The following is a 26074-nucleotide window of genomic DNA, read 5'->3' as shown; positions in this document are numbered from 1 at the left end:
TTTAGGTGTTCCCGACACCGAAAACCTAAAAATTTCGTCCTGAATTTTTACCTAATTGGTCGTTTGTTGTTGGATTTTAGTGCGCTGTAACTTGGTAAGCTGAGTCAACAAGCAATGCCTGATAGTCACAAGGTTAAAATTGTCTTTCATGATAGTAAAAGCTCAGAACGCTCATTGATGACTGCAGCAGTTCAAATCTGTCATTTATGACAGCCAAAGCTCAAATTTGTCATTCCTGATAGCCGCAGGCGCAGTCAGGAATCTCGCTCTTCATTGCTTCCAACACATACAAAAAAGGCCTCACTTTCGTGAGGCCATTCGTATCTATTACTAGCCTAAATGCAAAGCTTATTCGCCAGCTTCGACTAGCTGCATGCCGCGCATGGTTAGGCCGCATAGCATGGTTGGCATCGCGTTGAAGATCTCTTCAAACTGCTCTAAACCTTCAATGCCTTGCTCCGCTAGCGTCGCGATAGAAGTTTCTGGATCGTAAAGCATCGTCAGTGACAACAGTACGCCGCCAAGCAGAGCATTGTCTTGGCTGTCTTCAGGCATGATAGCTTCCCAATCATCACGAGATAGCTGCCAGCCTTGCAGTAGGCCTTCACAGAAGTCACGCGCTTCAGCTGTCACGATCTCTTCTTCGTCCAGCGCACAACCTTCAGGCCATTGCCATTGGTTACCCATTAGTGCCGGGCGGTATTGGTTCCAAAGACCAATCACTTGCTCGATGTAACACTCTAGCTGTTCACCATCGCTAAATGGTGCCACTTCTTCACCACCCCAAAGGAATGGTAGCCACTCATGTGGGTCAAGCGTATGAGGCGCAGCTGCCATTGCAGTCACGAAGCCGTGAGTCTTTGCTTCATTAATTAGCTTACCTTCAAGTTCTGGCTGTGAAAGGATTTCTTGTAAAGTCAAAATCAATACCATTAAGTTTTTAATATTTGGATAGAGGTATAGTAACAGCCCATTGTTAACAAAAATAGTTTGCGGTTGGGATCTATTAACTATAATTTCTATTAAATATCAAAAATTCAGTTGGTTATGGCTACGAGTTCATCCCTTAAACGACAAAGCATTTTTGCACTGACTATCTACTTGGCATTTGTGGTCGCGATAGTGGGTACGGTGAGCTATTTTGTTGTGGAACCACCGATTCGCGAGCAGTTGATCCGCAACCTTGATTCGAGATCAAACATTATCTCTAACGAGATTGAAGCCTCACTAGAGAACCCGTTGGGAGTATTGCAAAGCATAGTTAGCATCGGTAACACGGGAGAGTCAGCTGAACTGCAGGGCGAGATTTTACGTAATCTTTTTGGTTTAATTGATGGTGCTGCTGTGAGTGGTGGGTTATGGCCAAAACCGGATCTTAATGATGCACGCAGCCCTTACAAAAGCCAATTTTTCAATCGAGCCAAAGACGGCGCAATAGATCGCATTTACTCTTGGGACAACCCCGCCACGGGGGGCTATGATGGTGAGCCTTGGTATACTGACGTTGCCAATAAACCGCTTGGCACCGTCGCTTGGTCATCCGTTTATATTGACCCCTTTACTCACGTGCAGATGATCACTGCCTCTTCTCCTTACTATATAGATGACCAGTTTGCTGGTGTTGCCACCATTGACTTGTCACTTGAGAGTTTAGTTGAATTCATAAAACTCAATTCAGTACAGAATGAGTTGGGGGTATTGATCCGCGACAGCCAAGGTGAAGTGGTGCTTGAACATAATTTCAAGGTGGTTGAAGGGATCTACATTAGCGAGCATCAATTTGGTGATTTTGGTTGGACAATTGATGTTGTGAATGCGGACAGATTGGTTGCTGATCAAGCTTATGACTTAGTCACCAAAGTTGAGATGGGCATAGTGCCTATCATGTTGCTATGTGTATTGATCGGCTATGTGGTGATCAACCGCTCGCTGATTGATCCCATTTCACAGATTGCCCGCGAAGTGGATGATTCCAAACATGGCGGTTTGATCAACCTCGACTATAAAAATGATGACGAGATTAAACACCTCATCGATGTGTTTAATCAAAAGACTGTGTTCTTAGAGCAAGAGAAGAAAAAAGCGCTCGCCTCAATGCGTGCTAAAAGCGCCTTCCTTGCTACGATTTCCCATGAAGTGCGCACTCCGATGAATGGGGTATTAGGTACGGCGCAAATCCTACTCAAAACCGATCTCACTCACGAGCAGCGTAAGCACTTAAAGACGCTTTATGACTCAGGCGACCACATGATGATGCTCCTCAATGAGATCTTAGACTTCTCTAAAATTGAACAAGGGCATCTGGAGCTAGAGAAAGCGCCGTTCCCACTCCAATCAATTATTGGCAGTATTAATAGTGTTTATCACACCCTATGCGCTGAGAAAGGGCTTAAGTTTGAGATTGAAAACAACGTTGATAATCTGCGTTGGTACACTTCAGATAAAGCGCGCTTGCGTCAGATCTTGTTTAACCTGCTGAATAACGCCGTTAAGTTTACCTCACAAGGTTTTGTCAAAATCAGTTTTGATGAAATTGAGATGGATGGCCGCAACTGCATCAATATTAAAGTGACAGATTCTGGGGTAGGGATTGATAAATCAGCGTTAGAAAAGATCTTTAGGCCGTTTGTGCAAGCCGAGTCTTCAACCACACGCCGCTTTGGTGGTACAGGGTTAGGGCTCGCGATAGTTAAGCAGATTAGCGAATTGATGCATGGCGATGTCTCAGTGCAGAGCGAACTTGGAAAAGGCACCACGTTTGATGTGATCCTTGAGATGGAAATCTGCCAACCTGAAAAGGCAGAAAACCGTGAGCATAAAAAGCTTAACTACAAAGGGCTTAAAGCACTGATTGTGGAGGATAACCGCACCAATACCATCATTATCAAGAGCTTTATGTCAGCTAAAGGTTTTGAGTGCCACTGCGTGGGGGATGGTGAGCAAGCAGTAGAAGCCGTGCAAGTAAGCCAGTTTGATCTGATCATGATGGATAACCATATGCCAGTAAAAGATGGTATTACGGCCACACAAGAGATTAGAGCGCTGCATTCCCCGGTTGCCAATACGCTGATCTTTGGCTGTACCGCTGACCTATTTAAAGAGACTCAAGAGCGCATGCGCGCTGCGGGTGTGGATGGCATCGTCTCTAAACCGATTGATGAGAAAGAACTCGACGATATGCTCTATCGCCATTCGGATAAGCTCTATCAGTATAAATCACTACAAGAACTACAATTTGCAGCACCTTTCAATGCCGAAGAGCAGTTAGTTTCACTCTATATTGCTGTGGAAGATCAAAAGCAAGACGAAGCGCATCAGATACTGACTAACATATACCGCTACTTTAACCACGATGCAGAAAGTGATGCCGGAGCCCTACTGGCACCACTTGTTAAAGACAAACAACTCCCTTCCCAACAAGAGCTAGATGTACTGACCGTGTTACTAAAAGACGCTTAATTTACTGAGTAATTTATAAACACCGAACCTTCTAATAAACAGCTAAAGTCATGGTAGTAGCTTTAGCTGCTTTTTGTTCTAAAAACAGTGATTTATCCACTCTGCAATGTGAAATATGGAATCTAGTTCTGCTTATTTAGTGTTCTAATGGCGCTAATTGCTAGTTATTTCAAAAAGACTAGATATTGATGTTGTTAAAATGTTGTTTCAGCAGAATTATATGTTGAGGTGGTAATGAAAATCCGTGGTTCATTCAGTATTCGAAATGCATTAGCAGACACTTTTGCTATGGTCGTGTTTTGTTTTGTTACTGGCATGATTATAGAGATATTTATTTCAGGTATGACGTTTGAGCAGTCTTTGGCGTCTCGTACCTTATCTATTCCAGTGAATATCGCGATAGCATGGCCTTATGGCGTGTTTAGAGATTTTATGCTGCGCATGGGCGGCCGCATCTCACCATCTCATTTAATGAAGAACATTTCAGATCTAAGTGCTTACGTATTATTCCAATCACCGGTTTACGCGTGTATTTTGCTGGTGGTAGGGGCGAACCTTGAGCAGATCGCAACAGCAGTTGCATCGAATGCTGTGGTTTCATGTGTGATGGGTGTGCTTTACGGCCACTTTCTTGATACATGCCGCCGCTGGTTTAAAGTACCGGGTTACTACGTACAAGAAGTGGTACAAGAAGCCGTTTCTGAAGTGTTAGTGGACAAACCAGCAGCAGATTAGCCACAACGTAACCAATCAAACGCGCTAAATGGGATTTTTTCGGCTTAGCTCTTGACCTAACCTCCTAGAATCATTAAATTAGCGCCTCGTTAGCGAACATCGCTAACCACAATTTGATTCGGTGAGTTGTCCGAGTGGCTGAAGGAGCACGCCTGGAAAGTGTGTATACGGCAACGTATCGAGAGTTCGAATCTCTCACTCACCGCCACATTTTAAACCCTAGCAGAAATGCTGGGGTTTTTTTGTATATCTATTTTAATAATTCATGTTTATCTATCCCCCGCACAGTTCCTCTCTATTAAGCACGAATCGACAAATCTGGGTCACACGTAAAGTAATGCCGCCCAGTTGAATCGGATCCTCCAATAACACCAGAGACGCATAAAATGAATAAAAACCGCATAGATTGAACATTAAAACAAGCTTCAATCTATGTAGTTTCTTTGTTCAATCTTCTTGGCGCGCAACAGTAGCCAAGGTATTCGAACGATAGCATCTACGTATCTCAATGAAATGGAGTTTAATCACCGCGATGTGGATATGTGTTTATCGCATGAAGTCAAAGGTGAAGTCGAGGCTGTTAATAATAAGACAGAATGCATCGCTGTTCGTCGTTAAATCATGGAACATTTGAGTGAGCATATAGCAGAAGCCTACCAGTTCCCTACAAATTAGAGCACTATGCCGTTAAGTAGAAATACTGAGAATAATAGATTGATTTTGTGAAATTTGACGGGTTATCAAATAAGTACATGTTGAGTAACCCGCCTTTTTCAAAGGTTGGCGAATAAAAGTTACAGACGATTTGATAACCCTTGTAGATATTGAAATACTTCATCCTCTGCTCAACGACTTGTTGCGCCAATTTGAGCCTGCCGTTACAGCTTGATGCTTTCCAAAATTAACAAAGACAGGGAAAACTGATCTGGCAAAACCCTCCAATAACAAAGATGTGAATTTCTTCAGGAAAAATTAGTGGAATATGAACATGTACACATTAAATTAGGTACAATGCATAGCTATACAGTATTGAGCGCTGATTAACAGCGCAAACCACTCTGGTAATCACCTGTACTTCTGTCTACCTAATATTTTCATGGGGTTATAAAACTTGATAGATTTACGAACCGCACTTAGTGTGATGTCAAAATCGTCGCCATATGCAGTCTCTACAGAGCGAGACGCAACGATATCAACGGATTTAGATGCTGTAAAAAAGTATCTTTATGTACAAACAGATATAGAGGCTGACTTTGTTAAGCAATTGAAAGGATTATCCTCAACCGATAAGAAAATCATTTTCTTGTGTGGTAGTAGTGGTGATGGCAAATCCGAAATACTAACAAAGTATAAGAAAGAGTATCAAAATAGAGCTGACTTCCATCTCGATGCAACCCACAGTTTTCGTCCTAGTGATTCAGCTATTGAAACGTTGGATGAACTGTTTATTGAGTTTAATACTACAGAGAAGCCGCTAGTTATAGGTATCAATACTGGTATGCTAGGGAACTATGCTGAAGAAGGGGCGGTAACTGAAGTCACAACATCAATCAAAGCCTTTTTAGAGAAACAGCCGACCTTAGAAAATCATATATTTTTAGATTTTGAAGACTATCCTAAATTTACGTTAGAAATTGACGGTCATACTTCTAAGTTTGCAAAAGAGCTGCTAAAGAAAATTACTGCAACAGATGAAAACCTAATTCGCCAATACTTTGATGTGGAAATGCAGAAACAAAGTCCTGATAGAAAGCTTTGTGCTAACTATCAATTACTAGGGCGTGAAGAAGTTCAAGATGTCATTGTCGATCTATTGTTCAAAGCGCGTTTAATGAAAGACCAATTCTTAACGGCGCGAGCATTATTGGACTTCATTTTTCATCTGCTTGCTGGCCCTGGCTATTTGTTTGATAACCTATTTGAAAAAGGTGAAAACGAGCTGAGCAATATCATTTCAGACTTTGACCCATCGATTCAACGTACACAAAAAATCGACAAATTCATTTTGTCTCACTCATTGCAGCTACCAGACGTTAACTTTGACGACTATAAAACCGCATTGACTACTTTTGGTATACGAAGGGGACTAAATGCGGAATCCTACTTGCGATTGTTTTATGTTCTAAGAAAGTCCGACTATGGGAATGAATACCATAAGCAGTTTTCGAGTGATTTTGATGAGCTCCTAATAGACAATTACTCAGAAGTTTGGCGGTTGCATACTGCTTTCGATAGCTCACCTGAGCAAAAAGAAAAACTTCGTCATTTTTATCGTCAAACAGCAATCACGGCTATCCATAAGTATAATAATCGAAATGCACCTAGATTGGCGAAAGGAGAGTTTTTCATTTCAGAGCATAATGGATATTTTTTAGCTTCATCATTAGAGTTAAAGGCTGACGTTAAAGCGATTAAAAATGACTACAAAAAAAATACAGCCTATTTTACAGCTTATTTTCGAGTTGGGGATAAAACCTTATCGTTGATGGTCAATATCAATTTGCTGCACTTAATGCAACGTATCGTTTCTGGATATCGCCCGAATAAACATGATAAGAATACGGTCGTGTTGCTGGATGAGTTGGTTGATGGAATTGCGGATATCGCAAATAGTGCCGATACCCTCTACATCGTTGGAAAAGGTAATAAGCAATACAAAATAACCAACGTAGATAATGAGGATTTTGAGGTGAGTGGACTATGAGTTTAATGCTAAGAGGGGACTTGCCCCAGTCTAAAGATGGGGTGAGAAATAACACTTTAACTACCTACTTTCCAATTAATACAAAGGATAGAAAAGATATATTTAATTGGGACAGTGTATTAGGTTATGTGGTAAAAACTTCATATCGGAAAGAACTGTACCTGGAAAAATTAACTGATGATGAAAAATTATCGATTAAAGAGGGTGAAAAAACTGAATCAGAAATAGCGCTCGAAAAATTTAAGTTGAGCTGCGAGCGTAGTTTTAAAAAAAAGTTAGATGAAAGTGATTTCTGGCCAATCCTAGAGAAAATGTACTTTGACAATGACCAGATTTTTAAAATCTCACCTGAGTTTTTATTGTTTAAGACTATTAAGCAGAAAGGCAGTGCTAGAGATGCAAGCTTGGGTGGAATGTTTTCTAATTTATTACAAAACTTCTTCTTTAATGAAAAACCAAACAACCAATTTAACTTCTTAGAGGAGCAGTTGTACTCAGAATTATTGAAGTTAATGGAGCCAAGTAATAAAGAGAAAGATGTAACTTTGACTTTTTCTGAACCGAGTGAAGCGCCATATTTACCATTTATAGCAAAGTATCTACAGCAAGATCTTCATTTTCTAGGTAAAAGACCCAAATACCTGTTGTCAATCTTCAAAGAGTTCTTACACCTCTATGCACATCTGTATACGGCGCAGCTAGCGCTTAATTTAAAAAGGTGGAAGAAAGGGGAGCCGGAAGCGCAACTATGTTATTACATATTAGATAGCGAAAAAGCCAGTGATGAGCGTTATCTGATAAAAGATTATGGCTTTAAACAGTTGTCAAAGTCGTTATGGAATATCTTTCCGTACCTATCAATGAATGAAAGCCTACAATCTAAAAAGATTGATAATGCAGTGAACACCATTCAGCCACTATGGGCCTTAGCTGAAAATATTCAGCAAACTCCTGGCTCTGCTAATTTACTGAAAAACTATGCACAGGCATTTAAAGAGAGTCGAGATTTAAACCTCGACTTGAGTGACAGTGAAAACCCACATGATGCGTTAGCAGATTTACTTCGGTTGAGCAGAATGCAGTTTGATTCAAAAGAAACGCGTCATGAGATTAATAAGCTTTACGTCAAAGCAACAGAATCTGAGTTTTGTAGCCATTTTACCCAATCCCGTGGCCGTGCTGGTCGCGTATTAGTATTTAATCAGGACTATCTATTGTTATTAACCAACTTAACCATTGGAGAGCAAGACAAACTTCGTTTCCACGAGTTAATCAAAGCCTTTGAATCAAGAGGGGTATTTTTCGATAAACAGAGCCAACAAGCTTTAATTAAATTCTTTGAACGTATTGGTAATGTTGAACGTATGAGCGATAGTGGAGATGCAGTCTATGTTAGAAAAACAATTTGAGATCTTTTTAACTGAGCAGTTTTTGAAGTTAAATGAGACAAAGCTGCAGCATGGTTACCGTTATCAGTTCCAATCGCCGGATAACAAGAATAGCCAGCGCTTATACAATGCGTTTATCCAAAAATGTGATGACCAAATAACAGTCAAAAACACTACCATCAGAGCATTGAAGTGCGGGAGTACCAAGCTTTTACCTGTACTACACAGTGAGAGTGACATTGGTTACTCTGAGAACTTTATCTCACATTTACGTGATGAAGTAGCTGGACAACAAGGTGATTTTAAAGGTTGTGCATTGTTAGTTATTCATAACAGCATGCTAGACACACTAATCAACTCTGCTGAAGATATCGCTCAAGACAATAGTGTTTGGCATCCAGAAAAAATCAAAGATGCTTTAAAAAGTCTAATCGATCCCAACGCAAAGGACCGCAAAGTTTCTGAATGTTTGCTAGATCACCGTTTTTCACAAATAGTGGATGATGGTGCAACCATGTTTGGCTTTGAAGAGCTTTACAAAGCGATCTTAGATGGGGATTTGAAGTTTCATGAGCTTGGTTTGTTAGATGATCCTGAAATATTGAATTGGAGTGGTAAACCAGAGCAAATTAACAACCGTTTAGAAGAAAATAAAAAGCTATTTGATCGTATCAATACGGTAACTGAACGTTTTTCAACAGAGCTTGAAGAGAAGTTTGCGGAGAATGATTTTAGCGACAAGTTTGTTGCTAAACATTTCAACGATGAAAAATTGGAAAGTTGGAAAACAAAGCTTACTTTTGCTGATTGTTTAAATGAGAAAAAAAATAACGTAAGCAATATTTTAGAGCTAGAGTCGATTGAATCTCAGCAAATAGATAGGCTAGCTAAGAAAAGCAAATCAGATAGTAAAGCAGGGAAACGTGAACAACATATTATATTGCCTTTGCAACAGGGCCAGAAGAGCTTTGAACTATCATTTACCTTTTTAGGTGGCAAGGTTGAGAAAGACCAACTTACTCTACAGCATACAAAAGATACAAGTATTGAGATACAGCAGCCTAATAATAGTGGTGGAAAACGTAGTAAGGTTACTGTTACGGGGGCATTTACAGGTGAGCCAACGTATTTTAGTTTGATCTTAAAAAGAGACAAAACAGCAGAGTGCTATAAATTTCGTGTTTTGGTAATAACAGAAGATAGTTTTTACCTACCAGCGTTTGAAAACATCTTTCTAATTGAACCAAATAAAAAACGTATAACGCTACAAACAGAAGATAACAGCTTTGTAATTGCAGAACAGGGCAATAAAGCGAAACTAGAGCAGCCTGGCCAAGTATTCGACAATCAAGAAATTAAAGAGATTGACTTTGAATTATTAGCCAATGAGTCAAATGATGTAGTCTTTGAAGTAATTAGTCCGGTTGGTAGTTTAGCCTTTAATGTTGAAGGGGCTGTAGCATCTGATTCGCTTTCGTTACCGCTTATGTTAGATACAGACCGTTTCGTACAGCTATTTAACGACGATTATTTTGCATGCTTTAATCGTAACAAAAACAAAGTGTTACTAGACAATAAAGAGGTCGCACCTAAAGGACGGCGTTTAACACTGTTACAACGTGAAGCAGATTTTTTAGATAAACAGTTATTAAATCAACATGTTGACCCACAAAGCAGCGTAGAGTTAAAAGCGATTGAAGCAAGCTACCCTGAAGTTTACCTGTCATACCTAAAGCTATTTGAATACTGCACAACTAATAAAACACTACCGAGTTTATCTAGTTGGGGTGACGAGTTTAGAGAGATTGTTTCTCAATTAGTTGATTCATACAACCAAGCAATAGCTGAAATCGGTTTTGATGTAATGTTAACCAAAGCAGAAAAACTGCTTGTTAATATCGGATATGCTCAATATCAAGAAAATGAAGAATATCGGGAATATATAACCCCATTCCACCCCTTAGTGTTGTCTTATCACTTGAGTCTAGCTGAAGCAATAGTTACTGATAACATCAACGATAACAGCAGTTTTAAGACGCTACCCAAAGTGACGTTAAGGCGCTTGAATGCGCGTGGTTTATTGCCTTTTGTGTATCACCCTAAACATGAGTTTGCTTTTACCAAGCTAGAAAAAGACAACTGTATGTGGCTTGAGCTAGTGCCTCATCAAGAAACAAGTTACAGCTATGTACGTAAATTGGTGAAAGATAAGGTCACAGAGTTTAAAGATGCCTTTAGTTCATTATTTACTGCAGGTAGCAAAGCCACACTGATTATTAACTCGGTAAATAACTATAAAAATGTTGAACTATTTCTGGGTCTGGTGGATTACGTTAAAACACAAAAGGACAGAGTCTGCCATATCCATGTGAACTTATACGATGATAAAGAGACGCGCTGTGAATTTGACCGTTTTGCAGAAACAGCCAGTTACGACGAGTTAAAAACGTTATATGGACTAGACAAAGGTGCGGTCCGTGAGCAAGCAGATGCCATTATAGACCTGTTACGTACTCGTTTAACTTACAGTAAGTTCCGTAACGATGAATGCGATACCAAACCGCAGGCGTATGCGCATCTGAGTTTTTTTAGAAATCACCATAAAGTTGAGCCTACCGATGTTAACGTTTTGGAAGAGCTCAGTGGTATAGTTTGTCATGGCTTATTGGCGGGCGAAGCAGCTGATAGCAAAGAGGAAAGTTATTTCACCGCGTTCGGTTTGAAGAATGTTGAAACTGAACATAATTCGCATCTTAGAATGGCGCTGCGCCTTAATGGTTTGATTAAACCTGCCCGTAAAACTAATGTGCAACATGGTCGTGCTAACTCATTAGCATTAGCGGTGAGTGATGACTTTAAAACTCTACTTGAGCGCTCTTACGACAATTCCATCTGGACTACTATTATTGACCCCAAGGTCACACTCGAATTTTTTGAAAGCGCTAAAGATATGGTGCTGATTCATTACTCGGATAACTATACCAACTCAACCAATTACGATGCGATTACCGTAACCAAAGAAACGGACCTATATAAAAAGGTATTAGAACAGGACGAAGGTGGCATTATTGAGGAGTTCAACGCCTTCAATGGAGAGTGGTTACTTAAAATGATCACTGCTAATAGTAATGAACGAAAAGAGAAAAAGGGTATCATTGGCGCCTATAAGTACATCAATTGCTTATTAGCAAAGTCAGATATTATTTGGGTTCCCTTGTCAGTCGGTGAGATGGTTCGTGTGGCTGGTAATATTGGTTTGAAAATGAATGACAGTGATTTTTCGCGTAATGTAAATGGTTACAAATCCGGTGCAATATCAGACGATGTGCTGTTTGTTGGCTTTAAAGACAATCAACTTTACTTACTTCCTCTTGAAGTAAAAGCAGGGCTAAAACAAACTCACAATAAAGGGGTAGAGCAAGCCAAAGAGTTAAAGCGTTATTTAACTGAAGATATTTTAGGCCGTGATGATTTAGCAGGGCATCTTTACCGCGGTTTGTTTATGCGTCAGGTACTAATGCAGATTGATAAATACAAACTGTATAACCTTTATCAACCAGATTACTTTGAGCCACTCTTGAAACAACGCGAATGGTGGCTGCAGGGCGATTACCAATTAGCTGAATTGCAAGAGTACCCTGAAGGGTTCTTAGTAGCGATGGTAGAGAATGACACCTTCTTTGAAGCAAGCTTTGAGGAAGTAAAAAATATTCTTAAAATTCAATTGCCAAGCGCTAGTTTAAATCACTTAGTAAGTACTCGATTAACAGACCTAATGGCAGATGCTTGCTCTGGTACATTAAGTAAAATCCCTGAGCAATATCTTTTAGCTGAAACTACTAATGTAAAAGTGGTAACAACTAGCTCTGTAGAAAATAGTAATGAAATTGTTAATACTAAAAATGAATCAGAAGACGTCATAAATACTCCAACAGTTGAGCTATCGTCAGAAAATCAGATAATTAATGTACAGGATTCAACCGGAGAGCATGATCCAAACGATAACCTAAAGGTTCTGGTTGGTCATAATGTACGTGATGATGGGGCTGTTTTCTGGGAACCGACTAATACTGCCAAATTCATGAATACCAATTCTGGCATTATAGGCACAATGGGCACGGGGAAAACTCAGTGTACTAAAGCGGTAGTGACACAGCTTTATCGTGATCAACATAAAAATGTAGATGGTAGTCCAATTGGAGTTCTGATTTTTGATTACAAATCAGACTATGTAGATGATAAGTTTGTCAATGCTACTAACGCGAAGAAATTTGACTTAGATTGCTTACCATATAACCCATTAAGTTTGTTTGGTGATAAGGCAAAGCTTCCTGTTCATACCGCGAGTGCATTTGCTAACACTATGACACAAGCATTTGGCTTAGGTCCTAAGCAACAAATGCGTTTGAAAAATCTAGTTCTTGATGCTTATGAGCGGAAAGGGATAGATCGTTCTAATAAAAATACATGGTCGATCGCAGCACCTACATTAAGTGATGTGTGGGATGTATATATGGATCAAGACAAAGTTGAACAGGATTCTTTATACGCGGCACTTGATAGTCTGGTTTCTTTCGAAATTTTTGAGCCTGACGCCAATAAAGTAAAAAGTTTATACGATCTGGTTTCAGGGGTAACAGTAATCGAGCTAGCTGGATATGACTCAAGCATTCAAAACCTGGTCGTTGCGTTAACGCTAGATTTGTTTTATTCACAAATGCAGAAAAATGGGAAACCTGAAGTTAAGGGTGATTTTCGCCAAGTAACCAAGCTTGTGCTGGTGGATGAAGCCGATAACTTTATGTCTCAGAATTTCCCTAGTTTACGAAAAATTTTGAAAGAGGGTCGTGAATACGGGGTAGGTGTAATTCTATCAACGCAAGATATTACACACTTCAAAACTAGTGAGAATGATTATTCAAGTTATGTTCTGAGTTGGATTGTTCATCGCGTGTCACAGATAAAAAATCAAGATATCAAGTCAATCTTTAACAAAGATGATAAGCACGAACAAGAAAATTTGATGAAGTCTATTCGTGAGTTAGAAAAACATTACAGTCTCTACGTCGATGGTGACAAGAAGATAACCAAGATAAAAGACAGAGCATTTTGGGAGTTACTTCAATAAATGTATGATTTTAAACGCCCTTTTAGGGCGTTTTTTGAATCTATAAGTACCAATATATGACTCAGTATGTATAATCTCGTGAATGAGACTTATGGAAGTTAGTGATGGAGCTATTAGATAAAATTCAAGCGATTTCACGTTGGCGACATGGAGACCAACGAGCGCCTCATAAACCGCTAATGTTGCTATATGCTCTATCTCAATACAAAAAGGGCCATGAACGCTTGTTCAAGTTTGAGAGTGAAGTAGACGACCAGGTTAAAGAGCTGCTGGTTCAGTACGGTCCTTCACGAAAGGCTTATCACCCGGAGTACCCTTTTTGGCGCTTAGCCAATGAAAAGGACCCATTTTGGGAATTAAAAAATGGTGAAGAGTGTATCCCCCGAAAAAGCAATAAAGACCCGAAAAAATCAGAGCTCATTAAATATAATGTAATGGCAGGGTTTGATGCTTCCTCATATCAGAGCTTAATTTCTGATCCAACATTGATAGAAAAGATAGCTTCCAAGCTAATCCAAGATAACTTCCCTGATACGTTACAGGAGGAGCTGTTTGTCCGTTTTGGCTTTGAAGTCGACACGTCAACTAAGCAGCGTGATCCCAATTTCCGAAAGAATGTTTTGCGGGCATATAATTATAGATGTGCGGTGTGTGGCTTTGACTTAGCTTTAGATACCGTACCAGTTGGAATTGAAGCAGCGCATATTAAATGGAAGCAGTATTCTGGCCCTTGTGAGGTCTCTAATGGTATTGCCTTGTGTAGCATTCACCACAAAGCGTTTGATCGTGGTGCCATTTCGTTGGATAGTGAATTCAGAATTAGGGTGTCTACCGCTGTATGTGGTGGAAGTTTGGTAGATAGGTTGTTTTGGGATTTTGATACTAAGAAAGTACACCTACCTAGAATTGAGAGAAATTATCCAAATATCAGGATGATAGAGTGGCATCTTAGAGAAGTATTTCAAACTAGCTCTTGAATTGAGTTGTTGCTTTAAATGAAATTTTATTAATATATGATGAGATTGTTATGTCACAAAAAAATATACAGTTTATACCTTTATCTAAATTGAATTTAGATAAGTCTAACCCTAGGCTTCCCTCAAAATTTAGAAAGGGTAAATTGTCAAAATCTGGAATTGTTAATTGGATGTTGGGAGACGCAAGTATTATAGAGTTAATGCTTGCTATAGGTAATGCAGGTTTCTTTATTGGAGAAGCATTACTGGTAATCAAAGAGAAAGATGGTTCATACACAGTTATTGAAGGTAATAGACGATTAACTTCTACCATTTTATTGAATGAGCCTGAAATCGCAGAGATACATAAGAAAAAAGTAAATGCTGTTATTTCTGAAACTTCTGAAAGACCTCAGGATATACCTTGTATAGTTTTTGAAAATAGAGGAAAAATAAATAAATATTTAGGCTATAGACATGTAACAGGCGTAAAGTCTTGGGGTATATTGCAAAAGGCGAGGTATTTATCTGAACTTCAAGGTGACTTTAATGATGTTTCCTTTTCTCAACAATGTAAAGAGTTGGCTAAGTCGATTGGTTCTAGGAGCGATCACGTAAGAAAGCTATTGGTTGCATTTCAACTTTATGAAAGGATTGAAGATTCTGGTTTCTATAAGATAAAAGATTTGGATGAAACATCAATTTTCTTCAACTATTATGCTGATTCTTTGAGTAGAGATGCTATTAGAAATTTTATTGGTGTGGATATAAAGTCTGAATTGCCTTTAGAAAACTTAGATGAGAAGAAGCTCGAAGAATTAACTCGTTGGTTTTTTGAAAAGAACGACCAAAACAAAACAAGAGTAATTGGCGATAGTAAGCATCTAAGTATGCTAGATAAAATTTTAGATAATGAAGAGGCTAAAGAGTATTTTAGAACCGGAAGTGGTTCTATCTTTGATGCATTCCAAATCGTATCAGTATCTAGTGAATCTTTTAATCATGAAATAGAAGTAGCGTTGTCGGGATTAAAAAGAGCTCAGAATATAATACATAAAGTTGATAAACATACTAATAGTGACTCCGTTAAAACTAAATTGAAAGAAATATTTACTCTTGCAAAGAATATGAAATCAATTGTGGAAAGTACAGAGGATGAGGGGTGGGATGATTGAGTTTAAGGTTTTAGAAAAAACTCCTGATTGTGCTCGAGATAAAACCCATCATTATTGCGACTACATTGAGCTTATCGCTTTGTGTTCAGACGAAGATGGTCTATCCAATTCAGATATTTATGACAGATTCTTAGAAGATGGTCGAATTTCAGAAATAGGCTCGGAGGATGGTGCTGAGTCCAATGAATCATGGGTGGGAGAAATAGGGAACTGGTTTTCTGAGTTGTCAGCTCGAGTGAACGCTTATGGAGACAGTTATCCTTTCCATTTCGTTGAAGACCGATTTGCTTTAAAACAAGAAATTGATGATAGCAAGTGCGTTTATTTAGGATTATTACTCTGTTCTTCGCTTAGGTACATAGAGAATAATAGCATCCTTTCCAGTGCTTTCGAGTATGCTTCGCTTTGTGCTATGAAGTCATACTTACCAGATTTAGCAGAAGTTCATCTTTTTGGAGTATCTAGCCGAAATCAAGGTCTGTATGTAGGAAGTCTAGAGTCGAAGATGAGGTTGTTGTCAGAGCATACAAATTATCCTGTTAGTTCTAGACCAAATGTGTTTCGAGCTGGGGATAATGGCGATGGCGGTATCGATGTCATAGCTTGGTTACCATTTCTTGATGATACAAACTTAGATAAGAAGCTACTTTTTATTGGGCAAAGTGCGGCAACTATGGACTGGGCTAGAAAGCAGCATAGTGTCGAAAGGCTGCATTCATATTTAGATATTGAAACAAAATCATTAAATACTCTCTATGTTCCTTTTGATATGCGAGATTACGATAGAAACATCCGTGAGTGGACACTAGTCACTACAGATATACTTTTTGATCGCCAACGTATGATTAAGCTATTAAGGCCAAATGAGTTATTTTCTGGTGAACTAGGTGTAGAGTTTAAAAGTATTATTGACTCGGCAGTCGAATATGAAGAAGAAATATTTTAGGTTAATTGCTAACTAGCATTGGTTTTAAATCTTATTTTTTGCCATTAAAGTCTGTGGACTTTAATGGCAAGTTACCTTCTTCTAAATTGATACACTGATGTCTAAACAAGACTTGTGTGTCCGAATAGAAGCAATCCCGTCCTCGACATGTGCAGCCCAAGCTTGTTGGTACTCTTTACTATCAAGATCTGGGTAATACATTTTCAAAACTAACTCTGTGATATCACTAGTCTCACCGAGCCAAGTATATTTATCTAACACAAGTGATCCGTCTAGCTTGGCTTGTTGACCGCGGTAACGGAAGTCACTTTCAATTGAACGGAAGAAAGCAATACGTGCCGATACGTTTGGAGTGATGCCAGTATATCCCTTCAACTTTTTAAGCTGCTCTTCAGTAGTGCGAGTCAGGTTCATACGATTAGGTAGCATTACACAGCCTCCTTAGTTGTTTCTCTCCAGAAGTAACCTTCCTTCAAGGTTGAAGACTTAGTTGTACCGTCAAAACAGATTTCGTAAGTGCGAGCAATATCGTCTTGGATAAGGCTGGTGTAGTTTCTATCGATTTCTGTATCAGTAGATAGAATCACAACTTGGTGGCTGGCGGTAGGGAAGTAATTTTCTACCAGCTTGTCACGGTGGTGCGAGTCTAAGCGACCTAGTGGTGTATCGATAATAATTGGTAGTTTACGACCCGATGTATGACCTAGTGCTTCCAGAATCGAGATTGCGTAGATCTGTTTTTCACCTGCAGACATTGCTTTGCGATTGATCTTAATACCGTGTTCATCGACTAACTCAACATCAAATGACGCAGGGTTAATTGAAGCAGATAGCTGCAAATCTTCTTTACGAGCCAGCTTCTTGTAAGATTGGACGAACTCGTTTTCTAACTGGTTGACGCGAGCTTTAGTTAACTGCTCACCAAATTTCTCAAGCAATAAGATTGAGTTTTGGGCATTGCTAATGCTCTGATCTTTATGGGATTGATCTTTATTTTTATCGTGTAGTTTCTGAATCTGGCGAGCTGTCTCTAGTGCTTGGCGCAATTCGCGTTTCGCTTCCTCAAGCAAAGCATGATACTCGATAATCAGCTTTTCTTTTTTCTTATCTAATGCGCGTACGTCTGCAAAAAGCTCTTGCACTTGCTCTTGTTCAGGAGCTCTTGCAATATTGTTTGAAGCGTTGTCTATCTCTTCTTCGACTTTTTTCAAGCGTACTCGTGCTTCATCGAAACGTGAAAAAGACTCTTGAGACAGGTTCGATAGTTGATAGTCAATAGTATTTGCTTGACGGTCAGATATATCTAAAAGCAGCTCGGCAGAATTAAATTCACCTACGTGTGCTTTGAAGCTATCCGCAATGGCATTTTGAGCCAACTCGGTATCAAAACTTGGGTACTTTGAACGTAGCGTTTCTAAGAATGAGTCCAGTTCATTACCAAAGTTCTGTTTCTTCTTAATCTGTTGTTCTTGCTTGATCTGAGTTTGAAGGCGCTGCATTGCATTAGGTGCTAGTGCGAATGGAAGACTTGTCTCCATCTCCATGCGGATTTGCTTTTCAAGCTCTACTTTCTCCTTAAGCAAGCTATCTACTTTTTGTTGCTCATCTTCTCGAGTTTTAGCCCAAGCGCCGCCGTTTTGAGATAGCTTATTCTCTAGACTAAGGATATCACGTGATACGAGCTCAATTTGTGCGTCAACGATGTCCGCTTCACCACGAAGTTTCTCTGCATTGCGCTCGTGGCTGATACGTTGCTTATCAAGAGAATCCATTTCCTCTTTTAGCGATTGGCTTAGTGCGCTAGAACCTTGTTTTTTCAAGAATATATTTAAGTCACTCTTGAGCTTTGCGATAACATCTAAGCCCAATAGTCGACGGACTGCGGTCTTTAGCACTGTACCTGACTCATCTTCCGCAAGGTCTGCGATTTTTTCACCGTCGAAGAAGAACAGGTCAGCGATGCCTGTTGGGATCAGTTCGTTGAGGAAACCCTGACACTGCTCGTAGTTGAGTTCTGGGATTTGGATGCCATCTTTCTCAAGACACAGGCTATCTTTCTTACCGCGTTTCCAGCCGCGAATCACTTTATAAGTGTTTTCTTCGCCGTTTTGGCTGTATTTAAACTCAAGCTCAATCGATGCGTTATCTTGAACTCCGCCATGGCCGACGCCTTTATGGATAAGTTCGGAAAGGGCATCAACGTACTCACCATTTGACAACACTTGGCTAAATGATTGACGGCCAAAAAGAGCGAGTCGAACAGCTGTCAGAATCGATGTTTTACCAGCACCGTTAAGGCCACCAAACAAAATAATTGGTCGTTCGGTTCCTTCAATAGGGCCATTTTTACTCAGACGAGCAGGAGCAGGGCGCAAGTCAATTTCATGTACGCCACGGAACACTCGAAAGTTGTTGAGAGTTAGTTTTGTAATTAACATTTCAGTATTTAAAACTCTTTTTGAAGCTGCTTATCTAGATCGGCAAGTTGTTCGTTATAGCGCTCGATCTCTTTTTGGTGGATGTCAAACTCGGCTTTACTCTGTAATGAAGCATGCTTTTGTTTGATTTCTTCTAAGCTTCCCCAATCTCTTTTTAATAGCGATGCGATTTTATTTGAAATACCGCTACGACGGCTTAAACCTTCCATCGAGACTTCTAGCTCAATAAGCTTCATGATCATCTCTGGTTCAATATCAAAGTTGTCACAAAGCTCATGGATGAGTTGTGCGTCATCTTTACCAAAACTTGCGTTATCGTCATAAACCCAATCAAGGTCGTAACCATAAACTTCTTTGAAAATAGTAGGTAGAGAGTCGTCCCAGTCTGGCTCATTTGGATCGTGGATCCACTCTTGACGAATAGCATGGAGCTCTGGAACAGTGATTAGCTCGATCTCTCTTCCCTCAGCTTTAAACTTCTTATCCAGTTCAAGCAACTCGCGCAACCATTGACGGCGATACTTCAGCCAGTAAGGTCCCGGAACATGCTTACGTTCGGTTGCGATGTCTTCGCCTTCTTTTGCGTATTGGTAGCTAACTTTACCTGTGCGACGTTTATGGTTTCGGTACTCTTCTTTGTTCGCAGGATCGGTTGTCATTGACAGCTTATTACGGAACTCAAGAAGAGGAGCCATCCATTGCTCACCATTTTGGATAAGACTTTCCATTGCACGGTCTTTCGTTACGACAGTACAGGTCCAGCAACCAAAGCGAGAGTTACCACAAGATGGTGTTGTTTCATCGATGACCATTGGGCATTCGCCTTGACCAGAAGAGTCTTTGTAGAGATTCCACAGCACAAGGTTTTTGCCGCCCCACGGATTTTCCCATTCAAGATCATACTCATCGATCCAAATGTTTTTAGGTCCGTACGGGGTTTGCTTAGTTTCTAGGTGGCAAAGACGCAGTAGTTTCCAAACATCGTCTACACCCCATGTATCGATAGGGGTAAAAATAAACGCATTTGCAAGTGTTGTGTGGCGGGCTAATCGCGAGCCGTCAATTTTGTGTTTCGCAATGACCTGCGCACGTGATGCACTCTCTTGGCTACGAGAGCCAAGTACAACAATCACTTCATCAAACTGTGAGACTTTTGACTTGATAAAATCGCTGACAGGATCAATTTTCATTCGCTCAGTACACCACCGGAAAGAGCGTGTTGGTGCCGGGTAGCCTTTACCGAGCAAGTTTGCCCAAAACGTCTGATTGTCTTTAGGGACGACTTTATGGCAAGTGATCGGTAGGTTATCGCGTTTCGCGCCTTTCTCAATAGCGGCTAACGAGTCTTTGATGTGGTTTACGACTACAGGCGTTTCAACAAGAGTGTCTGAAGATACAACAAAGACGGGTTTTTGGCGGTCTTTTGGTTCTAAGCCAAGTAGTGCCAAGTAAACTAGCGACATGACAGCAGATGAGTCTTTACCACCGCTGTAGCCAATTACCCATGGGCGTTTGTCGGCACAGTAGACACGCTGCACGTCTGCAATGTAGTGGCTTAGTTTGTTATTTGCGAAGTCTTCAGCATTGATAAAGTCTTCGTATTCGGCTAGGTCTTCTGCCAGTTTTAGCTCGTGTATCATGATAACTGCTTCTCTAGAGCTTTTTCTTCTGGGGTTAGTGGTAACCCAAGTTCAATTTTTAGTGCATTGGCAGTAAGTTGAATGTTCTGTGTAGACTTACTTAGCTTGCCGTGGTTCATGCTTCGTCTGATCCATTCCGGATTGGTTTTTAACCAGTTAACTTTGGTTAACTTCTGAAGTTTTTCTTTCCATTGTTTTGGCTCTTGGCACAGTAGGTGTTTACCTAATACGCCAATAGCATGTAGCCCAACGCCATGTGCGTGAATGTACTCTTGGCGAAGTTGTGCTGGTGAGACTTGTTTATCGATCACCATTTGCCAATCTTTTATATGACAAGTTACTTCTTGCCAGAACTCAGCGGCGAGTTGCTTCTCTTCTTTACTGAAGCCATCTTTAGGACCTTTGCTCAAGAGAGCGCGAGTTGATTGCTTGATACTACTCAGAGTAAAAAGTTTGTTCGACTTGGGGCTGATATTGGACTTCTCCATTTCAGTCAAGCCGACGAACGGTTGCACCTTAGTTGCTAATTCACGAGCAAGTTCAGAGCTTTCATCTCTGTGGTCGTATAGCGTACCTAAAGATGGGCTAGGTTTAACCGCATACTTGTTTAAATCGGCAAACATCTGTTGGCTACGACTCAACCCTTCATCAATAAAAAACAATACGGGAATGTTGTCTTGACCTAGGTCTGGGTTTTCTCGCAGAGCTTCTTCAATTGCCTTACGACGATGTTGTCCGTCATTAATCAAGATTTGTGCATCCATAGGAACTTTTAGAGTTCCTAGATTCGGCGCACCATCATGATCATCGAAGGAAATATCAACACCCACAGATACTGTCAATGCGGAAAAAACATAATCTTTTGGGTTATCAAGAAGATATTTAACCATTTCAGGAATACGAGTTTTGTTCAAGGTTCGCTGTGCTCTTAGCTCAGGAGGAACATCATCTTCGTTATAACTAAAAATTTTCGGGATAATTCTAAGAGGACACGTCGCAATGTAAAATGGTCGCCCAGCTTGAATACCTCTGACAGCCGGAAAAGAGTAGCAATAGCCTGAATCTTGATTTTGCATAGTCAGCTCTAAGTTATGTTATTTCTCTATGACATAAACCATAGCTCTTACGTCATATTTTGACAAACCAGCTTTTTAGTTTGTTATGTTTTAGTATTATATATGCGAAAAATTACATAGGTATGCCAAAATAGGTGGGACATTTTACAGGTATTGGCTGAGGATTTCTATCATTAAGGAAGTCATTTATTAACGCTTAGTCGCATGATAATGAAACGAGGCTAAACCCGCTGATTTTCTTAAGTGATTTAGTCAAAAAAATTTCAAATTCTGCGCGAACCATCTGAGTTTCTTCAGCTGGTTCAAACTCCATCAACTTTCCTAATCGCTTATCAAAGCTCAGCTGCTTTTTGTAGCTCTCGTGTTCGTGTTGCATGTAAAGATGTTTGTTCAACAAAGGCGGGCGCTTGTTCTCATCTACATAATCAAAAAAGTCGATGTCTTGTTCTGCCATCTTAATTTTGATGCGTTCAACTAAGAATGGAACTGATTTTTCAAAGTCATCATAGGCTGTGAGAGTGAGCTTACCTGAAGTGATGTGGATTTTAATCAGGTCAATTTCTTCGTTTAACTCTCCATACATTTGCAAACCTGCGCCTACGTAAACGCGAAGAAGCAGGGGTAACTCATCGATAAAGTCTCGATGGAAAATCAGTGAATGGTCTTTGTTTAACAGGCTCGCAGTCAGTTTTGTATGTGCTTTTTCGCATTGAGAGTTAATTAGCTCAGTATCGGCTATCGCAAACAGTAGTTCTGCGGCTAGGTTGAGCGCGGTTTTATAGTCTTCAAATAGAGCTTTGATGTCACGTTTAAGAGATTCAGGCTGCTGAGTGTAAGGTTTTCTTTTCTCAAACAAACCCATCGCGAAGTAAAGCAACAAATCTTCTTTGCGGCTTTTCTCTGCTTGCTCAAACTCTTTGGTATCGTACATCTCTTTGAGCAGAGTAAATATCTTCTTATGAGAGCCTAGCAATTCGCGAACCTGTTCTGATTGCTCAAATTCATCATTTGCGGGCACTCGACCTAGCTCTAAACAAGTGTTCCAGAAGGCGTTAAATAATTCTTGGTTTTGTGTGATAAGCAGCTTGGCTTTGTCTTTTGCTTCAACTGGTTCTGGAGAGGTGAGTTGTTGCCATTTGTGGTGGCGCTTATATTTACTTTGTAAGTATTGCTGCTCTTCCAGTTTGTCTTTGAATATATAGAAAATACCAGGTGCGACGGTAATGGCATCTTCTTGCAGGCTTCGCTCGATATAGGCTTTTATCTCAGATTGTGCATAGTATTTTTGAAATGTGTTCCGTGAGGTGATCACCCCATCTTTATATGATTTGAACTGAGCAATGTAGTTCTCGTTTGCCAACATCACTGAAACCACTAAAAACTTTTCGGCAAGCTCCCACGCACCAAGTAACGCTTCTAGTCGTTCGTCTTGGTCTTCGATGACATTCAACACAAAACCTAAGTTAACAATATCAGAGTTGATTTTGTCGTTGTCGGGTTGGAAATTAGGGTCCCAACCTAGTACATCCAGTCCGTGTGCTTCCAGCTCTCTTAAGTCATCACCTCTACCACAACCATAGTCAAAGATGGAGTAGGTGCCTTCTAAGTAGCCATGCTTAACGAGTGACTTCATCGGGGCTGAAAGTTCATGCCTAACAATCGCTGTTTTGTATCTATCTATTCCGGACTCTTCAGGTTGAATAACGGCTGAACTACGAAATAACCGACCATCAACGAGCTCATAGCCATGACGTGTGATTACATTTTCCCATGAGCGTTTGAATCCAATCAGTCGACTGTTTTCATACAGACCAGCATTTTCACCTTCCTCGGTTAGCGAGGTAAAGTGTTGGTAATATTCACTATCAGGCAACACCATGGTCTCTTTGCGATGGAGGATAGGTGGATTGTCTGAGTCTTCATAGCTCGTGATTTTATGGCTCAGTTTTGATAGGTCGACGTTTAAACTTTGTTTAAGAGCGGGGTAGGAGTCGGTATAGAAATCAGGATAGTGCAGTAGTGATAAGCGGAACTCTTTTTTGAAAAGCTTAACGAGATTCCAGTTATCGTCTTCAAGGCTTACTGCTTTTGCGACTGCGGGAATAAACTGCGAGAGAGTGGCGGGTAGAGCGTCAAATGCATCTCTGTGAAGATAAATCGCATCCGGTAACTGTTTACCCACTTTAATGTTTGCAACTAACTGTGCAAATAGCTCGTCATTCATTCCCGATTCCTAGTAGTGTTTTACAGAATTATAAATCATCGAATAGGGTACGAGTGGCACTACCTTTTGCACTTTTTGAATTAACGCGAACGCCATCACTGCGTTTTTTGCGAATTAGCGCAAAACGCGTACTTTCAGGGCCGACACTGATATGTATTGGTCTATCCTTGCCATAAAAATAGAGCCTATCGAATTGAAGGTTGGTACAGATAAACTTTGTCACTTCATCCATTTTGTTTTCGTAGCCTCTAATATAGAAATCACATGAAGCACCGTCCCGCTTACAGATGCGATTCCCTCGACTGTTTAACTCCATTGCTGCGTGTTGGTCGATATCTGGTGCCATATCTCCGGGGCTATTCTGAAGGATATAGCGTAGTAATGGATGACTAGTAAATCCGTAAGTAATGTCTATTTCTCCAAACTTGCTTTCAAGCGGTAACAATATCTCTTGAACCAATTGATTTAACATACCCTCTGACTCGTTATTTGGCTGATTACTCAGATGGTAGCTAGGGTGTTTAGAGCAGTGCCATTCTATGACTCGATTTATCATCTGATCTCCTTAGATGCTATCTGCATTTTACTATATTAAAGAGACACACCAAAAACGGTTAGGTTTGTAAGAGAGGTCTTTATGCTTTTCGCTTTGTCACTAGTCTCTATTTTTATACTTGGCTACCTCGCGCAAACCAGCGGATTATGTATGGTGAGGGGCGTTAAGGAGCTAATCTCTGGCTCGCCAATGTTTATATTGGCGATTGTGTTTAGTGGCTCGCTTGCATGGTTAACTATGGGGTTGTCAGTGTTGCTTGGAGAGGGTGGTGCAACTCAGGCTTTTTATCCCAATGTTTACTCCTTTTTGGGTGGTTTGCTATTTGGTCTGGGGGCTGCTGCCAACAGTGGCTGTGGCGTATCTACAGTGAGTCGATTAGCAAGAGGGGAGCTCATGATGGTTGCAACCATATTGGGCTGGGTTGTCTCTTGGGTTTTATTTGTTCCTGTTATTCCCACAGTAGAATTCGCTGCTTTTAACATTCATCTAAACCAGCATTATGCCGCCCTTATCATTGTTTCCTTAATTGTATTGATTTCGGTTTTATTTATGTCGGCAGATGCAAAAAAATTGTGGTTAACAATGTTGGGTATTGGCGTGTTAGGTGGTGTAGTTTTTGTTTATGAGCAGCATTGGACTCCGAGCGGGTTACTCAAGGCGATGAGTTGGTCTATTTGGTATGAGGACAATAGTCATTGGCCAACGAGTGAACGGTTTATTTTGATTGCGATGCTTTTGCTGGGAATGTTTGTCGCGGCGAGGGTGACAGGCTCTTTTAAATTAAAAATGCCGACAGCTGTTCTAATGGTTAAGCACTTATTGGCTGGTATTTTAATGGGAGTGGGGGCTGTGATGGCTCAAGGTGGAAACGATACTCAACTTTTAGTTTCAATGCCCGCATTATCGCCACATGGTTTCACCGCAGTGGCAAGTATTGTTCTGGGGATCTATGTCGGGGTAAAAGTGATTTGTATGAATAAAAGTTAGCTCCGAACTCCTCTATTTGATTTGTTGAACTAAATAAAAAGGAGTTCCCATAAACAGAGAACTCCTTATATCTATTCGATTAGTTCGGGAATTTCATCGACTCCACTTTCGGCTATCGTTGAGGCTCCTTTTACTGTGACACCATCGCAACTGACATAGATTTTTCCGTTGCGTCTTACCTGCGTACACTCTTCTGGAATAACTTCTTTTTCTACAGTTTCTGTTACAGTTTCAGTGACTGTTTTGATAATAGGCTCTTCCGTTACCATTCGATATAGGTAGTACAAACCAAGAGCTGAGGCAAAGAGTAATACAAGCAATAAGAGTGTTAAAAAGGCGACTCTCAGCCATCGTAATGCTCTATCGACTCTACTGTTCCAGGCTCCATCATTGCTTGCTTTTTGAGCGCTAGATTCAATCGAAACTGCTTCAGCTTTTGCTACAGCGGCTCTTTTTCGCGTTTCCTCAATTTTTCTAGCAAGGTTTTCTTTATCTAGCTCTGCGTAGTGGCTTTTTGTCTTCTCTTTTAAAAGCTTTTGCTTTTGCTTTTCAAGTTCGGCCTGTTGCTCGATTTTAGTTATTTGCGTTTCAACAGTCTCTCTATTTTGATCGCGAGACGGAGCGTCATCATTTTGAGCTGGTCCCATTCCGTTAGCTTGTTC

Annotated in this window: 17 protein-coding genes and 1 tRNA gene; 10 read left to right on the top strand and 8 right to left on the bottom strand. The window is 40.3% G+C overall.

Annotated features, from left to right (window positions below):
* Window positions 1-348 precede the first annotated feature (348 nt).
* Window positions 349-921 (bottom strand): UPF0149 family protein, encoded by a 573-nt coding sequence (locus IRQ95_RS02495; RefSeq protein WP_075647987.1) that lies wholly within the window; start codon window positions 919-921, stop codon window positions 349-351.
* A 126-nt stretch (window positions 922-1047) separates the two neighbouring features.
* Between IRQ95_RS02495 and IRQ95_RS02490 the strand changes: the two genes are divergently transcribed.
* The 9 genes from IRQ95_RS02490 to IRQ95_RS02450 all read left to right on the top strand — a co-directional run bounded on the left by IRQ95_RS02490 (window position 1048) and on the right by IRQ95_RS02450 (window position 16491).
* On the top strand, window positions 1048-3459 hold the full coding sequence (locus IRQ95_RS02490) for a hybrid sensor histidine kinase/response regulator (protein WP_194435418.1): 2412 nt from the start codon (window positions 1048-1050) through the stop codon (window positions 3457-3459).
* 234 nt (window positions 3460-3693) lie between these two features.
* Window positions 3694-4194 carry an L-alanine exporter AlaE gene (locus tag IRQ95_RS02485; RefSeq protein ID WP_194435417.1) on the top strand — a complete coding sequence of 167 codons (501 nt, stop codon included), beginning with the start codon at window positions 3694-3696 and terminating at the stop codon, window positions 4192-4194.
* A gap of 120 nt (window positions 4195-4314) precedes the next feature.
* Window positions 4315-4402: transfer RNA gene (locus tag IRQ95_RS02480), tRNA-Ser, on the top strand.
* A 906-nt stretch (window positions 4403-5308) separates the two neighbouring features.
* Entirely contained in the window at window positions 5309-6898 is a 1590-nt protein-coding gene (gene dptF, locus IRQ95_RS02475) for a DNA phosphorothioation-dependent restriction protein DptF (protein ID WP_348541575.1), read from the top strand.
* The gene (gene dptG / locus IRQ95_RS02470; protein ID WP_194435415.1) at window positions 6895-8307 is read left to right on the top strand and encodes a DNA phosphorothioation-dependent restriction protein DptG; all 1413 of its coding nucleotides are present in this window, start codon (window positions 6895-6897) and stop codon (window positions 8305-8307) included. The genes dptF and dptG overlap by 4 nt, the downstream gene beginning before the upstream one ends.
* Window positions 8288-13414: a DNA phosphorothioation-dependent restriction protein DptH gene (gene dptH / locus IRQ95_RS02465; protein WP_194435414.1), complete on the top strand. Its 5127-nt coding sequence runs from the start codon at window positions 8288-8290 to the stop codon at window positions 13412-13414. The genes dptG and dptH overlap by 20 nt, the downstream gene beginning before the upstream one ends.
* A gap of 104 nt (window positions 13415-13518) precedes the next feature.
* Complete coding sequence (locus IRQ95_RS02460; RefSeq protein ID WP_194435413.1) at window positions 13519-14391, top strand: phosphorothioated DNA-binding restriction endonuclease; 873 nt, start codon at window positions 13519-13521, stop codon at window positions 14389-14391.
* A gap of 50 nt (window positions 14392-14441) precedes the next feature.
* A complete protein-coding gene (locus IRQ95_RS02455; RefSeq protein ID WP_194435412.1) occupies window positions 14442-15545 on the top strand; it encodes a hypothetical protein in 1104 nt (367 codons plus the stop codon).
* Window positions 15538-16491, top strand: a complete 954-nt coding sequence (locus IRQ95_RS02450) for a hypothetical protein (protein WP_194435411.1) — start codon at window positions 15538-15540, stop codon at window positions 16489-16491. The genes IRQ95_RS02455 and IRQ95_RS02450 overlap by 8 nt, the downstream gene beginning before the upstream one ends.
* 81 nt (window positions 16492-16572) lie before the next feature.
* Here IRQ95_RS02450 and dndE read toward each other — a convergent pair whose 3' ends face one another.
* From dndE to IRQ95_RS02420, 6 genes are all read right to left on the bottom strand, one after another.
* Window positions 16573-16920, bottom strand: coding sequence for a DNA sulfur modification protein DndE (dndE, locus tag IRQ95_RS02445; protein ID WP_194435410.1), 348 nt, complete (start codon window positions 16918-16920; stop codon window positions 16573-16575).
* Window positions 16920-18929: a DNA sulfur modification protein DndD gene (dndD, locus tag IRQ95_RS02440; protein ID WP_194435409.1), complete on the bottom strand. Its 2010-nt coding sequence runs from the start codon at window positions 18927-18929 to the stop codon at window positions 16920-16922. Before dndD ends, dndE begins: the two co-directional genes overlap by 1 nt.
* Window positions 18930-18937: 8 nt before the next feature.
* Complete coding sequence (locus tag IRQ95_RS02435) at window positions 18938-20569, bottom strand: DNA phosphorothioation system sulfurtransferase DndC (protein ID WP_005446512.1); 1632 nt, start codon at window positions 20567-20569, stop codon at window positions 18938-18940.
* Window positions 20566-21645, bottom strand: coding sequence for a DNA sulfur modification protein DndB (gene dndB / locus IRQ95_RS02430; protein WP_194435408.1), 1080 nt, complete (start codon window positions 21643-21645; stop codon window positions 20566-20568). Before dndB ends, IRQ95_RS02435 begins: the two co-directional genes overlap by 4 nt.
* A 196-nt stretch (window positions 21646-21841) precedes the next feature.
* Window positions 21842-23869, bottom strand: coding sequence for a DNA phosphorothioation-associated putative methyltransferase (locus tag IRQ95_RS02425; protein WP_194435407.1), 2028 nt, complete (start codon window positions 23867-23869; stop codon window positions 21842-21844).
* 28 nt (window positions 23870-23897) lie between these two features.
* Window positions 23898-24425, bottom strand: coding sequence for a hypothetical protein (locus IRQ95_RS02420; protein ID WP_194435406.1), 528 nt, complete (start codon window positions 24423-24425; stop codon window positions 23898-23900).
* 189 nt (window positions 24426-24614) lie between these two features.
* Between IRQ95_RS02420 and IRQ95_RS02415 the strand changes: the two genes are divergently transcribed.
* Window positions 24615-25412 (top strand): YeeE/YedE thiosulfate transporter family protein, encoded by a 798-nt coding sequence (locus tag IRQ95_RS02415; protein ID WP_194435405.1) that lies wholly within the window; start codon window positions 24615-24617, stop codon window positions 25410-25412.
* 71 nt (window positions 25413-25483) lie between these two features.
* On the opposite strand, the gene IRQ95_RS02410 is transcribed toward IRQ95_RS02415, so the two are convergent.
* Window positions 25484-26059 carry a hypothetical protein gene (locus tag IRQ95_RS02410; RefSeq protein ID WP_194435404.1) on the bottom strand — a complete coding sequence of 192 codons (576 nt, stop codon included), beginning with the start codon at window positions 26057-26059 and terminating at the stop codon, window positions 25484-25486.
* Between the last annotated feature and the right edge of the window lie 15 nt (window positions 26060-26074).

Origin of the sequence: Vibrio fluminensis (assembly GCF_015278125.1) — a bacterium.
Lineage (GTDB): Bacteria > Pseudomonadota > Gammaproteobacteria > Enterobacterales > Vibrionaceae > Vibrio > Vibrio fluminensis.
The sequence above is the reverse complement of the archived record's forward strand: the minus strand, read 5'-3'. Positions and strand labels throughout refer to the sequence as shown.

Excerpts from the sequence above, each read along its gene's own strand:
- IRQ95_RS02455 (WP_194435412.1), top strand. The coding sequence starts at position 14,442 with ATGTCACAAAAAAATATACAGTTTATACCTTTATCTAAATTGAATTTA.
- IRQ95_RS02410 (WP_194435404.1), bottom strand. The coding sequence starts at position 26,059 with ATGGGACCAGCTCAAAATGATGACGCTCCGTCTCGCGATCAAAATAGA.
- IRQ95_RS02485 (WP_194435417.1), top strand. The coding sequence starts at position 3,694 with ATGAAAATCCGTGGTTCATTCAGTATTCGAAATGCATTAGCAGACACT.
- IRQ95_RS02460 (WP_194435413.1), top strand. The coding sequence starts at position 13,519 with ATGGAGCTATTAGATAAAATTCAAGCGATTTCACGTTGGCGACATGGA.
- IRQ95_RS02420 (WP_194435406.1), bottom strand. The coding sequence starts at position 24,425 with ATGATAAATCGAGTCATAGAATGGCACTGCTCTAAACACCCTAGCTAC.
- IRQ95_RS02435 (WP_005446512.1), bottom strand. The coding sequence starts at position 20,569 with ATGATACACGAGCTAAAACTGGCAGAAGACCTAGCCGAATACGAAGAC.
- dndB (WP_194435408.1), bottom strand. The coding sequence starts at position 21,645 with ATGCAAAATCAAGATTCAGGCTATTGCTACTCTTTTCCGGCTGTCAGA.
- IRQ95_RS02415 (WP_194435405.1), top strand. The coding sequence starts at position 24,615 with ATGTTTATATTGGCGATTGTGTTTAGTGGCTCGCTTGCATGGTTAACT.
- IRQ95_RS02490 (WP_194435418.1), top strand. The coding sequence starts at position 1,048 with ATGGCTACGAGTTCATCCCTTAAACGACAAAGCATTTTTGCACTGACT.
- dptH (WP_194435414.1), top strand. The coding sequence starts at position 8,288 with ATGTTAGAAAAACAATTTGAGATCTTTTTAACTGAGCAGTTTTTGAAG.
- dndE (WP_194435410.1), bottom strand. The coding sequence starts at position 16,920 with ATGCTACCTAATCGTATGAACCTGACTCGCACTACTGAAGAGCAGCTT.
- dptG (WP_194435415.1), top strand. The coding sequence starts at position 6,895 with ATGAGTTTAATGCTAAGAGGGGACTTGCCCCAGTCTAAAGATGGGGTG.
- dndD (WP_194435409.1), bottom strand. The coding sequence starts at position 18,929 with ATGTTAATTACAAAACTAACTCTCAACAACTTTCGAGTGTTCCGTGGC.
- IRQ95_RS02450 (WP_194435411.1), top strand. The coding sequence starts at position 15,538 with ATGATTGAGTTTAAGGTTTTAGAAAAAACTCCTGATTGTGCTCGAGAT.
- IRQ95_RS02425 (WP_194435407.1), bottom strand. The coding sequence starts at position 23,869 with ATGAATGACGAGCTATTTGCACAGTTAGTTGCAAACATTAAAGTGGGT.